This is a genomic window from Cryobacterium sp. Sr3 (assembly GCF_004402835.1).
Lineage (GTDB): Bacteria > Actinomycetota > Actinomycetes > Actinomycetales > Microbacteriaceae > Cryobacterium > Cryobacterium sandaracinum.
Genome location: NZ_SOFA01000001.1, coordinates 36748 through 51466 on the forward strand (window position 1 = coordinate 36748; position 14719 = coordinate 51466).

12 protein-coding genes are annotated in these 14719 nt (G+C 69.3%); 5 read left to right on the forward strand and 7 right to left on the reverse strand.

Annotated elements, in window-relative coordinates:
- Positions 1–132: 132 nt before the first annotated feature.
- A complete protein-coding gene (locus tag E3N94_RS00160; RefSeq protein WP_134569578.1) occupies positions 133–1566 on the forward strand; it encodes a hemolysin family protein in 1434 nt (477 codons plus the stop codon).
- Positions 1559–2620 (forward strand): hemolysin family protein, encoded by a 1062-nt coding sequence (locus E3N94_RS00165; RefSeq protein ID WP_104099862.1) that lies wholly within the window; start codon positions 1559–1561, stop codon positions 2618–2620. Before E3N94_RS00160 ends, E3N94_RS00165 begins: the two co-directional genes overlap by 8 nt.
- A gap of 6 nt (positions 2621–2626) precedes the next feature.
- On the opposite strand, the gene E3N94_RS00170 is transcribed toward E3N94_RS00165, so the two are convergent.
- On the reverse strand, positions 2627–3718 hold the full coding sequence (locus tag E3N94_RS00170) for an NADH:flavin oxidoreductase/NADH oxidase (RefSeq protein WP_104099890.1): 1092 nt from the start codon (positions 3716–3718) through the stop codon (positions 2627–2629).
- Between the two features lie 74 nt (positions 3719–3792).
- On the opposite strand from E3N94_RS00170, the gene E3N94_RS00175 reads away from it, so the two are divergent.
- The 3 genes from E3N94_RS00175 to E3N94_RS00185 all read left to right on the forward strand — a co-directional run bounded on the left by E3N94_RS00175 (position 3793) and on the right by E3N94_RS00185 (position 6303).
- Entirely contained in the window at positions 3793–4653 is an 861-nt protein-coding gene (locus E3N94_RS00175) for an ADP/ATP-dependent (S)-NAD(P)H-hydrate dehydratase (protein ID WP_104099863.1), read from the forward strand.
- A 71-nt stretch (positions 4654–4724) separates the two neighbouring features.
- Positions 4725–5963, forward strand: coding sequence for a glycosyltransferase 87 family protein (locus tag E3N94_RS00180; protein WP_166790018.1), 1239 nt, complete (start codon positions 4725–4727; stop codon positions 5961–5963).
- 4 nt (positions 5964–5967) lie between these two features.
- On the forward strand, positions 5968–6303 hold the full coding sequence (locus tag E3N94_RS00185) for a thiamine-binding protein (protein ID WP_104099865.1): 336 nt from the start codon (positions 5968–5970) through the stop codon (positions 6301–6303).
- 450 nt (positions 6304–6753) lie between these two features.
- Here E3N94_RS00185 and E3N94_RS00190 read toward each other — a convergent pair whose 3' ends face one another.
- The 6 genes from E3N94_RS00190 to E3N94_RS00215 form a co-directional block, all read right to left on the reverse strand.
- A complete protein-coding gene (locus E3N94_RS00190) occupies positions 6754–7440 on the reverse strand; it encodes a response regulator transcription factor (protein WP_255408575.1) in 687 nt (228 codons plus the stop codon).
- A gap of 60 nt (positions 7441–7500) precedes the next feature.
- Entirely contained in the window at positions 7501–8799 is a 1299-nt protein-coding gene (locus E3N94_RS00195; protein ID WP_134569580.1) for a hypothetical protein, read from the reverse strand.
- Positions 8796–9965: an ATP-binding protein gene (locus E3N94_RS00200; RefSeq protein ID WP_134343269.1), complete on the reverse strand. Its 1170-nt coding sequence runs from the start codon at positions 9963–9965 to the stop codon at positions 8796–8798. Before E3N94_RS00200 ends, E3N94_RS00195 begins: the two co-directional genes overlap by 4 nt.
- Positions 9966–10095: 130 nt before the next feature.
- Positions 10096–11583, reverse strand: coding sequence for a DUF4389 domain-containing protein (locus E3N94_RS00205; RefSeq protein WP_134569581.1), 1488 nt, complete (start codon positions 11581–11583; stop codon positions 10096–10098).
- A gap of 125 nt (positions 11584–11708) precedes the next feature.
- Complete coding sequence (locus E3N94_RS00210; RefSeq protein WP_134343267.1) at positions 11709–12935, reverse strand: homoserine O-acetyltransferase; 1227 nt, start codon at positions 12933–12935, stop codon at positions 11709–11711.
- 350 nt (positions 12936–13285) lie between these two features.
- On the reverse strand, positions 13286–14617 hold the full coding sequence (locus E3N94_RS00215; RefSeq protein ID WP_134569582.1) for a bifunctional o-acetylhomoserine/o-acetylserine sulfhydrylase: 1332 nt from the start codon (positions 14615–14617) through the stop codon (positions 13286–13288).
- Between the last annotated feature and the right edge of the window lie 102 nt (positions 14618–14719).

Here is a 14719-nt window from a genome sequence, read left to right on the forward strand (position 1 = left end):
GCGGTAGACTGAGCGGAATAATGGACGACCCCCCTCCTGCGCATGCGCCCGGTTTCTCGCCCGGAAATTCTTCCCGTCACCCGAACGGCGTCTCGGTCATGAACTTCGGCGCCGCCGTCGTCGAGGTCCGCCATGTATGAGTGGATCATGCTCGCCGCGGGGCTCCTCCTCACCGTCGGCACCGGCCTGTTCGTCGCCAGCGAGTTCGCCTTGGTCAACCTGGACCGGTCGGAGCTCGAGGCCCGCCGCGATCGAGGAGAGACCCGACTCGGCCTGACCATCGCCGCACTCAGGATCACCTCGACGCACCTCTCCAGCGCCCAACTGGGCATCACTCTCACCACCCTGCTCACCGGTTACACCATGGAGCCGGCTCTGACCATGCTGCTGTCGCCGTCTCTGATCGGCCTGGGGCTGTCCACGGCGGTGGTGCCGGTCGTCGCGGTCACGACCGCGGTCATCGTCGCCACACTCGCCTCGATGATCATCGGCGAGCTGGTGCCGAAGAATTTCGCCCTCGCCCTGCCCGTGCAGACCGCGAAGCTGGTCATCCCGTTCCAGACACTGTTCACGACCGTGTTCAAACCAGCCGTCGTCGTGCTCAACGGCAGCGCCAACGGTGTGCTGCGGTCGATCGGGATCGAGCCGAAGGAAGAGCTGTCCGGGGCGCGCACCGCGGAGGAGCTGTCCTCCCTCGTGCGGCGCTCGGCCAGTGCCGGGCTGCTGGAGAAAGACACCGCCACACTCCTGCACCGCACGCTGCTCTTCTCCGGGCATACCGCCTCGGACGTGATGACGCCCCGCCCGCGGGTGGCCAGCATCGAGCGCACCGCCTCCGCCCAGGCCGTCATCGACCTCACCCGCCAAACCGGGTATTCCCGCTTCCCCGTCGTCGACGAGGGCGTCGACGACGTCGTCGGGATCGTGCACGTGAAGCAGGCCGTGGCCGTTCCCCGACGTCGCCGGGCGGATGTCCCGGTATCGGCCCTGCAGTCCGAGGCCATCCGGGTGCCCGAGACCATGAAACTCGACGGACTGCTGGTCGAGCTGCGCGGCCGCGGTTACCAGATGGCCATCGTCGTCGACGAATACGGCGGCACGGCCGGAGTGGCCACGCTCGAGGACCTGGTCGAGGAACTCGTCGGAGAGGTTGCCGACGAGCACGACCGCACTCGCGCCGGTGTGGTGTTGTCTACCGACTCTCTGACATTCCCTGGCATGCTCCGCCCGGACGAGCTGCTCGACCGCACGGGCATCGTGATCTCGGAGGACGGCCCCTACGAAACCGTGGGTGGGTTCGTGATGAGCGAATTAGGTCGCCTGCCCGTGGTCGGCGACGTCGTGCAGCTGGCCGGCGGCGTGCTGTCCGTGGAACGCCTCGACGGCCGACGGATCGACCGGCTCCGCTTCACACCCTGCGGCGAGCCCGTCGAGCCCGAGGAGGGCGGCGAGCCTGCCCAGGGCGACCGCGGTACCAGGACCGACAAGAAATCCGAAAAAAAGTTGGACAAAAAGGGTGACCGCAAGAAGAACGGCACGGAGCGCGCGGTGAGTGACCATGAGTGACTGGGCGGGGCTGGTCTGGCTGGTCGTGCTGCTCGCGGCCAACGCCTTTTTCGTCGCCGCGGAATTCGCGGTTATCTCCGCGCGCCGGTCCCAGATCGAACCTCTCGCCGAGGCCGGCGAGAAGCGCGCAATCACAGCGCTGTGGGCGATGGAACACGCCACCCTCATGTTGGCGACCACCCAGCTGGGCATCACGGTCTGCTCGCTGCTCATCCTGAACGTCTCGGAGCCGGCGATCCACCACCTGCTCGAGATCCCGCTGGGCCTGACCCCGCTACCGGAGGAGGCCATCGGCGTGATCGCCTTCGTGATCACGCTGCTGCTGGTCTCCTACCTGCACGTCGTGTTCGGTGAGATGGTGCCGAAGAACCTGTCGTTCTCCATCCCCGACCGGGCCGTGCTCGTGCTCGCCCCGCCGCTCGTCTTCTTCGGCCGCCTGGTCAAGCCCGTGATCGTGACGCTCAACGCCACCGCCAACCTGGTGGTGCGAATGTTCGGGGTCCAGCCCAAGGAGGAGGCCACCAGCACCTACACGTTGGACGAGGTGGCGACCATCGTCTCCCAGTCGACCCGGGAGGGCGTGCTGCGGGACGGCACCGGGGCACTCAGCGCCACGTTCGAGTTCACCACCCGCAAGGTGCGGGACGTCGCGGTGAACCTCGACGGCCTGATCAGCCTGCCCGAGGCGGCCACCCCCGCAGACGTGGAGAAGGCCGTCACCAGACACGGTTTCTCCCGCTATGTTCTGGTGAACGAGTCCGGTGAACCAACCGGGTACGTTCACCTGAAGGACGTCATCGACCTCGACGGCGACACGGCCACCTCGGTCGGGCAGGGCAGCTACGCGGAGCCGATCCCGGGCAAGCGCATCCGTTTGCTGGCGTCGATCTTCGAGGACACCGACCTCGAAGATGCCCTGGCCACCATGCGGCGTTCCGGCGCGCACCTGGCGCGCTCGTTCACCGCGACCGGTGAGACCGTGGGGGTGCTGTTCCTCGAGGACATCATCGAAGAGCTGGTCGGCGAAGTGCAGGACGCGACCCGCCGCCTGTAGCCGTTCTCAGGCGGCCGGCCACCGGGCGCGCAGGTACTGCGGCGGCCAGTAGTCCACGCCGGCGCCGAGCTCGTGGGCGGCCCGCAGCGGGAAGTGCGGGTCGCGCAGGAGTTCGCGGCCCAGAAGGACCGCGTCGGCCCGGCCGGATGCCACGATCTGCTCGGCCTGGTGCGCGGTGGTGATCAGCCCCACGGCGCTGACCCGCACGTCCGCCGCCGTTTTCACGTGCTCGGCGAGCGGCACCTGGTAGCCGGGACCCAGCGGGATGCGCACCCCGGTCACGTTGCCGCCGGAGGAGATGTCGAAGAAGTCGGCCCCGGCGGCCGCGGCCCAGCCGGCGACCTCGGCCGTCTCGTCTTCGGTCCAGCCGCCCGGGGTGTAATCGGTGGCGGAGAACCGCACGAACAGGGCGCGCTCCTCGCCGATGGCCGCGCGCACGGCGGCCACGACCTGAAGCAGCAGGCGGGCCCGGTTCGGCAGCCCGCCGCCGAACCCGTCGGTGCGCCGGTTGCTCAGCGGGGACAGGAACTGGTGCAGCAGGTAGCCGTGCGCCGCGTGCAGCTCCACGACGTCGAACCCGGCCTCCACCGCCCGGAGCGCGGCGGACGCGAACCCGTCAACGATTCCCTGGATGCCCGCGGCATCCAGGGCCACGGGTGGTGCGTAGCCGGGGAACGGCACGGCCGAGGCCGACACGGTCGGCCAGCCGCCGTCATCCGTCGCCATAGTGCCGTGCCGGTCTCCGCCCCAGGCCGGCCAGACGGAAGCCTTGCGCCCCGCATGGGAAAGCTGGATGCCGGCCTTCGCGCCCTGCGCATGAAGGAAGGCCACGATCGGTGCCCAGGCGGCGGTCTGTTCCGCGTTCCAAAGGCCGGTGTCGGCGTGGGAGATGCGGCCCTCCGGGCTGATCGCGGTTGCCTCGACCAGGATCAGGCCGGCGCCGCCCGCGGCCAGCGCGCCCAGGTGAACGAGGTGCCAGTCCCGCGGGACGCCGTCTTTCTCCCGCACCGCGTATTGGCACATCGGCGCCGCCCAGATGCGGTTGCGCAGGGTGACGTCGCGCACGGTGAACGGTTCGAACAGGGCGGCAACAGCCACGGATTTCCCCCAAGGGTCGAGTGGGCGGGCGAAGCGGCCGGCCCGACGCACTCAAAACAACCTATCGTGAGTGCATGAGCGAACCACGGGGATGGCTGGAATGGGACGACGCACGGGCGCGCGAGCGGATCGCGGTTCCCCGGGCGGACGACGACAAGTACCGCCGCGGCGTGCTGGGCGTGCGCACGGGCTCCGACGAGTACCCCGGGGCCGCGGTGCTCGGAGTCGAGGCGGCCCTCCGCACCGGGGTCGGGATGGTGCGCTACCTCGGCCCGAGACGGGCGTCCGACCTGGTGCTGCAGCGACGCCCGGAGGCCGTCACCGCCCCCGGGCAGGTGCAGGCCTGGCTGCTCGGCTCGGGCCAGGACGCCGCCGCGCGCGACCGGGTGACCGAGGCCGCGCTGCTCGGCGCCCTGGCCGAGGGGCTGCCCACGGTGTGCGATGCTGGGGCCCTTGACCTGGTCGGCCGGGCGACCGGGCCCGTCGTGATCACCCCGCACTACCGCGAACTCGCCCGGCTGCTTACCCGCCTGCTCTCCCCGCAGGGCGAGTCGGTGGCCGGCTCCGAGGTGGCCGCCGCGCCGGGAGAGTGGGCCGTGCGCGCCGCGTCCGGCCTCGGCGTCACGGTGCTGCTCAAGGGAAGCGTCACCTGGATCGCGGCGCCCGACGGCACCCGGCTGACGGTGTCGAAGGCGCCCTCCTGGCTGGCGACGGCCGGATCCGGGGACGTGCTCGGCGGCATCCTCGGCGCCCTCCTGGCCACGCATTCACGGGCGATCCAGACGGATGCCGCCGCGCCGGCCCATCTCGCGGCGACGGCCGCCCTGGTGCACGCCCGGGCAGCGGCCCGGGCGTCCAACGGAGGTCCGATCACCGCGCTCGACATCGCCGGCGCGGTGCCGGCCACGATCGCGGACCTGCTCGGCTCGCGTTGACCGCCGCGCTGGGCCCCGCGCTGACTGTCCCGGTGCGGCGGCGGAGCCGTGGGGGTGTGCGAAGGTGGAGCGTGCCCCAATCCGTCGCAGAACACCTGGCCGCCGGAGCCGGCGTGCCGACATCGCGAACGCTGCTCTGGGCCGGCTTCGCACTGGTGCACGGCGTGCTCTGGTGGCTCTGTTTCGCGTCCCCCGGCTGGCCGCTGGGCGATGTGGAGGTCGTCTACCTCGGCTGGGCGACCGACGTGGCATCCGGTGCCGACGTCGTGGGCATCACCACCGGCTTCGTCTACCCGCTGCTGGCCCTCCTGCCCATCCTGGCGCCGCTCGCGTTCGGCCCCGACCTCTACGCCGCCGGCTGGCTCGGGCTCGTGACCCTGCTGAACGCCGGGACCTTCGCGCTGCTGCTCGGGCGGGGCCGCAACCGGCGTGCCCTGGCCGCGGCGGCCTGGTGGCTGGGTTTCCTGCTGCTGCTCGGGCCCGTCGCCCTCGCCCGGATCGATGCGGTCACCGTGCCGCTGGCGATCGCCGCGCTGCTGTTCGTCGGCGCCCGGCCGGTCTGGGGCACCGTGCTGCTGACTCTGGTCACCTGGGTGAAGATCTGGCCGGTGGCCCTGGTGATCGCGCTATTCGTCGTCTCGAAGGACCGCTGGCGGGTGCTCGTCGCCGCGGCCGGCACGAGCCTGGGCATCGTGCTGGTGGCGCTCGGGCTCGGCAGCGGGCCGAACGTGCTCAGCTTCGTCGGCGAGCAGACGAACCGCGGCATTCAGATCGAGTCCCCGGTCGCCGGCCTCTGGATGTGGCCGGCCGCGCTGGGTCTGCCGGGCAGTTACCTCTACTACGACCGGCAGATCCTCACCTTCCAGATCATCGGCACCGGCACGAACGTCGCCATCGTGGCGATGACCCCCCTGCTCGCCCTCTGCGGGCTGGCCGTGGTGCTCCTGGCCTGCCAGCGGATGCGTGCAGGCGCCGAACCGGCCGGCCTGTTCCCGCCGCTGGCGCTGGCCCTGGTGCTGACCCTGATCGTCGTCAACAAGGTCGGCTCGCCGCAGTTCACGACCTGGCTGGCCGCGCCCATCATTTTCGGGCTGCTGGTGCGGGGGCGTGCCTGGCGGCTCCCGGCCGTGCTCGGGCTTGTCATCGCGGCCCTGACCCAACTCGTCTACCCGCACTTCTACGACCTCTTGCTCGTGGCAGACCCGGCTCTGGTGCTGGTGCTGACCGTGCGCAACGTGCTGGAGGTCGTGCTGCTCGGCTGGGCCGTGTGGCAGATCCTGTTCCCACCCACCCCCTATCAGAAGGAGTAACCCCATGCTGGTTGCATTTTCCGTCGCCCCGTCCGGCTCCCACGATGACGAAGGGTCGGTGCACGACGCGGTCGCCGCGGCCGTGCGCATCGTGCGCGCATCCGGGCTGCCCAACCACACCGATTCGATGTTCACCACCATCGAGGGCGACTGGGACGAGGTCTTCGCGGTGGTCAAGGCCGCCACTGAAGCCGTCGGAGCCTGGGGGCCGCGGGTGTCCCTGGTGCTCAAGGCCGACATCCGGGGCCGCCGCACCGGGGAGCTGACCGGGAAGGTCGAGCGCCTCGAGGCGGCGCTGGCCGAGGCCGCAGCATCGACGGCCGCCACACCGGCCGCGTAGCCAGGTGAATCCCATCTGGTTGCATCGCTCTCCGGGAGTCAGAGCCGACCATTCCGCGGGGCGCTGTTTGACCCCGGCGGAACGCCGTACCGGGCGTCTAATCAATTCGACGGAGATTCTGGGTCAAACCCTCGCTTTTGAGCCCAAACGCACTGTTTAGAGCAATATCTCCGTCGAATTCGTTCGGGCCACCGGCCCCGTACTCTGGAGGCAGACCTGCTCGCGGCCTCGCCATCGCGGGCGACTTCGGCTACGTCGCCCCGGTCTGGATCGGTCTGGGCCAAAGCTTCTTCGCCCTGTTGCTCACCGTGGGGACGTTCCTCCTGGACCGCACCCGGCGCGGGAACGGTGTGGAGCTCCCGGACGGCACCCAGGCGATCCGCGTGGCCGGCGTGGTCGGCGCGAGGCAGCCGGGCCGTTCGGCAGCCGGGCCGTTCGGCAGCGCCGAAGTCAGTCGCCCTGGAGCAGGATGCCGTCGTGGATGGCGCGCTTGCGCAGGGCGACCTTGGTTCCCACGTCGAAGCCCGCGAGGCGGTACTTCTCCCGGATGCGCTTGAGGTAACTCTTGGCGGTCTCCTCGGAGATGCCGAGCTGGTGCGCGACGGCCTTGACCGGCTCGCCCGCGCCGTAGAGGGCCATCACCCGGCGCTCCTGCGCGCTGAGGCGGGGAGAACCGCCGTTCGCGCCGTTGTTGAGGGCCTCGTCCAGTTCGGCCGAGATGAAGGAGTCGCCGTCATAGGCGGAGCGGATCGCCTCGACGATCATCGTTGCCTCTTCGCTCTTCACCAGGTAGCCGAGCGCACCGGCAGCCAGCGCCTCGCGCACGAGCCCGGCCTCGGAATAGGTGCTCATCAACACCGTCTTCACGCCGGCCGTCTTGAGCGTCGAGATCTTCAGTGAGACCGGGATGTTGTCTTTGAGGTCGAGGTCGAGGAGCACGACGTCGACGGGAAATTCGGGGTGGGTGAGCAGCTCGGGCCAGGTGGTGACGGCGGCGACCATGTTGATGTCGTCCGCGGCCCCCCGGATCCACTCGGTGAGGGCCCCCAACAGCATGCGGTGGTCGTCGACGAGGGCCAACCGGATGGGGTTGTCCTTGCTCGGCGCCTCAGTGCTCAACGTGGTCGTGTTCGTCACTTCTGTCTCCTTGTGCTTCTGGCCCCGAATGAGAAGCTCAACAGCGTAGTTCCACGGACCCTAAGCATCCGCGGGATTGTCGATACTGCATTCGATTTCCAGATGCAGACTTCCGTCCCGGCTGGAATCGACGTGAGGGCCGACTATTCGGATAGCTTGCCACGTCTCGGGGTCCACTCGACGTCGTGGCACACCCGTCGTGGTCAATTCGATCGGAAATCGTAACTTCTGGCGAGCGGAGACGCCGTGCGTGGGTCGGATCGGACCGAGAGAGAGCGAAACGGATGCCTCGTCGCGGGTTGTGTCGCTGATCAGCAGCCAGATCGTGCGCAGAAGGGCATCGCGCTGGTCGGGGTTGAGCATGCCGGCCAGCCCCGCCGGGTCGTGCAGGCCGACGGACGGTCCCAGGAACTCGGACTCGGTGATCGCGTGGTGCAGCCAGGTCTCCCGGCGGCCCCGGATCAGGTGCAGCCGCAGTTGCGTGGCGAGGTCTGCCGCCGTCGTCGACTTCTCGGAACTCAGCGGCAGCGCCGTGCGACCCTTCGCGACGTCGTCGAGCAGAGTCTCCGCGTCGAGGTCGATACGGGCGAGTTCCTCGGAGGCGAACATCCCCACCGCGAACTGCGGCTGGGAGATGGTGCTCTGCACCAGCACCAGGTCGAGCTCACGCTGGGCCATCCGGCGGAATCCCCGCACCGTGGCGACGCCGAGCAGCGGAGGCAGGATGGCGAGGCTGATCACAAGGAGGTCGGGGGCGAAGGTGAGCGGATCGGCGCGCTCCTCGGTGAGCGCCCCGAGGAAGAGAAGCAGGCCGAGCGCCATCGCGGCCGAGACGAGGTCGTGCCCGCGGCGCACGGTGGCCAGGGAGATGAGCAGGGTGCCGACGGCGGCGGCGGCGGTCGGGTAGACGCCGGAGTCGGTTTCGCCCCACGACCCGATCAGGTCGAGCGCCACCACGGCGGCGCCGGCGGCGATGGCCGCGGCGAACAGCCAGTCCGGCATCCGAGCCGACAGGCGCTGCACCGTGATCAGTGCCAGGACCGTGGTCGCCATCAGGAGACCCCACGCGATGAGGCTGGGCGTCGGGTCGGGATATTCGGACCACTGCACGGCGAACTGCCCGAACAGGAACAGGGTGATGAAGCCGCCGCTGAACGTCAGGCCGATGCCGAGGTGGCGGCCACCCAGGCCGCTCTGGTTGGCGCGCGTGGTCTGCTCGGTGCGTTCGGGGCGTCGGAAACTGCGCCGGTAAGCCCGGCGTTCCTGGCGGTCCTGATTGCTCGGCTGGTCGGACCCGCCCGCCGCCGCAGCGCGGCGCGCGTCACGGCGGCGGGCGTCGACGATGCCGGGGACGGTCACTTGGGCACCTCGAGCACGACCGTGGTGCCGGAGCCGGGGGAGGAGAAGAGGCGGGCGTTGCCGCCCACGTCGCGCAGGCGGGCCACGACCGATTCGGCGAAACCGAGGCGTTCGGCGCTAACGCCGCTGAGGTCGAAGCCGACCCCTGCGTCGGTGACCATGGCGCGCACGGTTGTGTCGTCATCAGTGATCGTCACGTCGGCGCGGGCGACGCCGGCATGACGTCGCACGTTCTCGAGGCACTCGCCGAGGGCGAGGAGGAAGGAGTCGAGCACGTCGCTGGGCAGAAGAACCTGTCCGCTGCCGTGCCAGTCCACATCGAGTCCCATCCGCCCGAACCGCTGCTTGACCGATTCGAGGGTGCTGCCGAGCATTGACTCGGTGGCCGGCTCGAGCGTGTAGACCCCGGAGCGGCGCGGGGTGGGGAGGCCGCCGAGCCGTAGCTGCCGCAACAACCGGGCGTCGTCGCCGGCCTGTTGGCGCAGTGCGGCCGGGCTGACGCCGACGCCGGAGTGCGCGAGGAGGGTGAGGGTGGCCAGCACGGTGTCGTGCAGCAGCCGGGCATCCTGCCGGCGTTGGGCTTCGAGCTCGCTGGCATGGCGCTCGGCGAGGTGGGCGCGGCCGATGAAGGCGATGCGCGCCATGACGCGCGGCACGCTCTGGGCCAGCCACCAGGCCACCAGGGCGATGGCAAGCCAGACGCTGAAGGTGAGCAGGAGGGGCACGGTGGCGTCGGACGAGGCGCGGGTGGCGGCGAGCACGCTGGCAACGGTCGCACCGAATGCCAGGGACAGCACCAGCAGGCGGGCGGCGCTGACCACGAGCACGAGGGCGACGCAGCTCAGGGCTCCGGCGGCGATGCCGCCGATGATGGCCTGCTCGACGAGGTTCAGGCCGGTGGCACGCTGGCCCGACCAGCCCACGAGCAGGATCACGGCGATGCCGGAGACCAGGATCAGAGCGACCCAGCGCATCCGGCCGGACCGGCCGAGCAGGTACTGGCCGGCCACCAGCAGCAGCAGCAGTGGCAGGCTCCGGGCCAGGGTGCTCACGGTCAAGCCGCCCGGGACAAGCATCGCGAGGAGCGCGGCGGCCGAGCCGGCCAATCCGCACAGGCGAGCCGCTCTGCGGAGCAGACGGTCACGTTCCTTGTAGATTCGTTGCATAGCGGCGCTCTCACCCCATTTGCCCTCTATACAGAACCTTACCGGCCCGGTGTCCGTTCCCCCGCGCGCTCCGTGGCATCCGTCGGCGTCCGCGCGACCGACGGCGTTACCCACGGGCGTGACCGGCGACTCAGGGCGTGCTCGATGCCGCTCCGCCGGCAGGTGCGGCGGGTGTGATCGGTGCTCGTGTGACCGCGGCCTCCGGGGTGTCGGCGCCGCCCTGGTCGAGGCGGAACGGCGGGTACTCGTCGCGGAACAGGGCGGTGTAGACGGCTACCCGGAAGATCCAGCGGTCGATGCCGAGGATCAGATCGAACAGGCTGCGCCGGTACCGGCCGGTGAAGAGGAGGATGACCGCGGCGATCAGCACCAGGACCTCGATCAGGGACGGGACGGTGTTCGAGACCGAGTCGCCCTCGTCGTTCCGCCAGATCGTCGCACTTCCGGTCAAGGCCGCCACGATCAGCAGGTGCGGAATCGCCAATAGCCACCATTTGACCAGAACGAGCCCGTGCGAGAGGCGCTCCGGGTAATCGACCTGCAGATCGGCGGGATAGTCGGCCGACGACGCCAGGCTGAAGGGGGGGTACCGGTCGGTGCCGAGCGCCGAGTAGGCGTAGAAGGACACCCGCCAGCTCCAGCGCAGCACCCCGACGTTGAACTGGAAGAGGGCCGTCGGGTATCGACCGGTGAACAGGATGGCGAACCCGGCGACGATGGTGGTGACGACAAACCCGAACCAGAGGAACAGCAGCACCACCACGTGCGGGAAGATCAGGATCCACTTCACCAACCACAACCAGCGGGACAGCCCCTCGTCGAGGGTTCCGGTCAACCGGGCGGGAAACGTCCGTCCACCGGGATGGGCAGGGACCGCGGTCGCCCCGGGTGGGCCTGCTCCGACGAAAGTTGCTGCTCCGAGCGGTGTGTCGGGCGTGGCGCCGGGCCTGGTTGCGGGCAGTGTGCCGCGGCCCAGGCCGATTGCCCCGAACACGGTCAGCACCAGGCCGATGAGAAGGATGAACAGGCCGACCAGAAGCAGCCCCACCGCCAGCGGGGCGAGGAACCCGAGGCGAATGCCGGCCTGCAGGGCGACTGAGACGCCGGAACTGGCATCCTCGTTCATGACGACGACCGCCCAGCTGCCGCTCGTCAGATCCCAGTCGATCTCCTGAGTGCCGGGACCCTCGGCGGAGGACACCCAGAAGTCCTGGGCGCCGGGGGCTTCGGGAGCGCGGCTGCCCGGAATGTCGCGGTACACCGCACGGAAGGGATTGATGTTCAGGTCACGCAGCTCGGTGCTATTCACTCCGGCCAGGTAGCGGTCGACGTCGGCCTGAGACGCGACGCCGATGAAGACGTCCGCTGTGGAGGTGGAGAGCGCGCGGAGTCGGAGAGTGCCGATGTCCGCCGGGACGTCCTTGAGCTCGATCGAGCCGATCCGGGGCGAGGTGAGCGCGAACGACTGTCCCGAGAACGAGCGGGCGGGGCTGGTGATGTAGCCGTCCTCGCCCTGCGCGTTGACCACGGCGGTCATCGCCCCGGCCAGGGCCAGCGAGAAGCCGAGCAGGGAGAGGATCGCGCCAAAGATCAACATGATAACGGAACCGGGTTTCATGGCGCGTGTCCTCTCATCGGGTACGTCTCGAGTCAGGGTACGTCGCCTTCACGGGCACGACTCGGTTCACGAGGGTGTCGCGTTCCGTGGCCTGCCGGTCGACGTCGTCTTGATCCGGGACCGCGTCAAGCTCGATGCGAGGGAGCGGGACGGCTCAGAACGCGCAGAAGTTGCGCGCCGATGGCCTCGTTCTCGATCAAAAAACCGTCGTGGCCGAAGCCGGAGTGGAGCGTGACGGCATCCGTGTCGTCGATGTTGCCCTGCAGATGGGCGGCGATGACCTGTTGGCCCTCGAGGGGGAAGAGGCGGTCACTGTCGATGCCGACGACGACGCTGAGCGCATCGATGCGGGAGAGGGCGGATGCGACACCGCCGCGGCCGCGGCCGATGTCGTGCGAGTTCATGGCCTCGACCAGCACGATGTAGCTGTTCGCGTCGAACCGCCGGGTGAACTTGTTGCCGTGGAAATCGAGGTAGGACTCGACGGCGAACCGGCCGCCCGCGCCGAGCGGACTGATCTCGCTTTGCCAGCCGCGCTCGAAGCGCAGGTTGAGCTCCTCGGAGCTGCGGTAGTTCAGCAGCGCCATCCGCCGGGCCAGGGCGAGGCCGCGGGTCGGGCCGTCGCCGTCCGCGGCGTCGTAGTAGTCGCCGAAGCGGAAGAGCGGGTCGCTGCGGATGGCTTCGATCTGCACCGAATTCAGCGCGATCTGGTCGGCGGTCGTCACCGGCGGTGCCGCGAGGATTGCCAGGCGGGCGACCCGGGACGGATGCTCGATGGCCCACTCGAGCGCGTGCATCCCGCCCATCGAGCCGCCGACGACGGCGGCCCAACGGTCGATGCCGAGATGGTCTGAGAAGGCGACCTGCGCGGCGACCTGATCGCGAATGGTGAGGTAGGGAAAGCGGGTGCCCCATTCGGAGCCGTCCGGGGCGAGGGAGGCCGGACCTGTGCTGCCCTGGCAGCCACCGATCATGTTCGGGGCAACCACGAACCAGCGGTCGGTGTCGATGGCCAGGCCGGGGCCGACGATCCTGCTCCACCAGCCCGCGGTCGGGTGGCCGTGGCCGGCCGGGCCGACCAGGTGGCTGTCGCCGGTGAGGGCGTGCAGTATGAGCACGGCGTTGTCGCCGCTCGGGGACAGTTCGCCCCACGTCTCGTAGGCGATCCGCACGGCGCCGAGGCTGCTGCCCCCCTCAAAGTGCAGCGCACCGACGTCGAGGAAACGACGGTTCCCCACGGGGTCGCCGTCGCGCCACGCACCCGTCGCCGGGGGTTTGCCGAGCAGCGACCGCGCCTGGGCTTCGGTCACGAAGCTCGACGGGACGGTGTCTGCCGAATATTGCCAGTCCATAGGCTCCCTATTCTGCCGGGTGAACAGCCCTTCCGGCTTATTGTCACCGCACCGTCTGGTGAGCGCACCGCGCGCCCGGCCGTCGCCGCGGAGTACCCGGCCGGCACTCGGGCCGCGCCCGGTTTTCACTCGGGTTGCACTGGGTTTCCACTCGGTTTCCACTCTGTTCGCACTCTGTTCGCACTCGGCGGAGCCGAATCAGCTCGCCACCCGAACGAATTCGACGGAGATTTTGCCGATTTTGGCCTGAAACGGGCCGAAACCGGGTATGGAGGGCAAAATCTCCGTCGAATTGGTTAACCACCCGCCTGGGGGGATACCCATCCGGATTGGCAGCGGCTGGGGGCGTGTCAGGCGTTGGCGCGGGATGCCTGCACAACCGCGCGGGCGGCCGCCAGGCCGGTCTCGAGGTCGGCCTTCAGATCGGCGATGTTCTCGATGCCGACAGAGAGGCGCACCAGGCCCGGCGTAACCCCGGCCGTGAGCTGCTGCTCCGGGGTGAGCTGCGCGTGCGTGGTCGAGGCCGGGTGGATGACGAGCGACCGCACATCGCCGATGTTGGCCAGGTGGCTGAACAGGGAAAGGTTGTCGACGAGGGCGCGACCGGCATCCACTCCGCCCTTCAACTCGAAGGACAGCACGGCGCCGACACCGCGGGGCGCGTAGGTGTTGGCGGCGGCGTACCAGGGGCTCGACGGCAGGCCGGCGTAGTTGACCGAGGCGATGTCGGGGTGGTTCTCGAGCCACTCCGCGATGTCCTGGGCGTTCTGCACGTGGCGTTCGATGCGCAGGCTGAGAGTCTCGATGCCCTGGATGAGCTGCCAGGCGCTCGCCGGGGCGATCGCGGATCCGAGGTCGCGCAGCAGCTGCACGCGCGCCTTGATGATGTAGGCGATGCCGTCGCCGACCGCGCCCGTGTAACTGACGCCGTGGTAGGACGGGTCCGGCTCGGTGAGGCCGGGGAACTTCTCCACGTTCTTGGACCATTCGAACGTGCCGCCGTCGACGATGACGCCGCCGATGACGGCACCGTGGCCACCGAGGAACTTGGTCGCCGAGTGGACGACGATGTCCGCGCCGTGCTCGAACGGGCGGATCAGGTAGGGGGTGGCGATGGTGCTGTCGACGATGAGCGGTACCCCGCCGGCGTGCGCCACATCGGCCACGAGACGGATGTCGAGCACATTGATCTTGGGGTTGCCGATGGTCTCGGCGAAGAAGAGCTTGGTGTTGGGGCGCAGCGCCCGGCGCCATTCCTCGGGGTCGTCCTGGTTCTCGACGAAGGTCGTCTCGATGCCCAGCTTGGTCAGCGTGTACTTGAACAGGTTGTAGGTTCCGCCGTAGATTGAACTCGACGAGACGATGTGGTCGCCGGCCTGGGCGATGTTCAGCACCGCGAACGTGGAGGCGGCCTGGCCCGAGGCCAGGAGCAGGGCTGCGGTGCCCCCTTCGAGGGCGGCGACGCGCTCTTCGACGACGGCCTGGGTCGGGTTCATGATACGGGTGTAGATGTTGCCGAATTCGGCCAGTGCGAACAGGTTCTGCGCGTGCTGGGCGCTGTCGAACACGTAGGACGTGGTCTGGTAGATCGGGGTGGCCCTGGCATTGGTGGTCGGGTCGGGCTGGGCACCGGAGTGCACCTGCTTGGTTTCAAACTTCCAGTCTGCAGCGTTGTCGCTCATGAGGTGATCTCCCGGGTGATCCTCGACGAGCGTGGACCTTCCAGCGCTCTGCCAGCGATTCTAGGCAGGGGGTTGTTGAGCTGGCAACGGACACCGCAACAC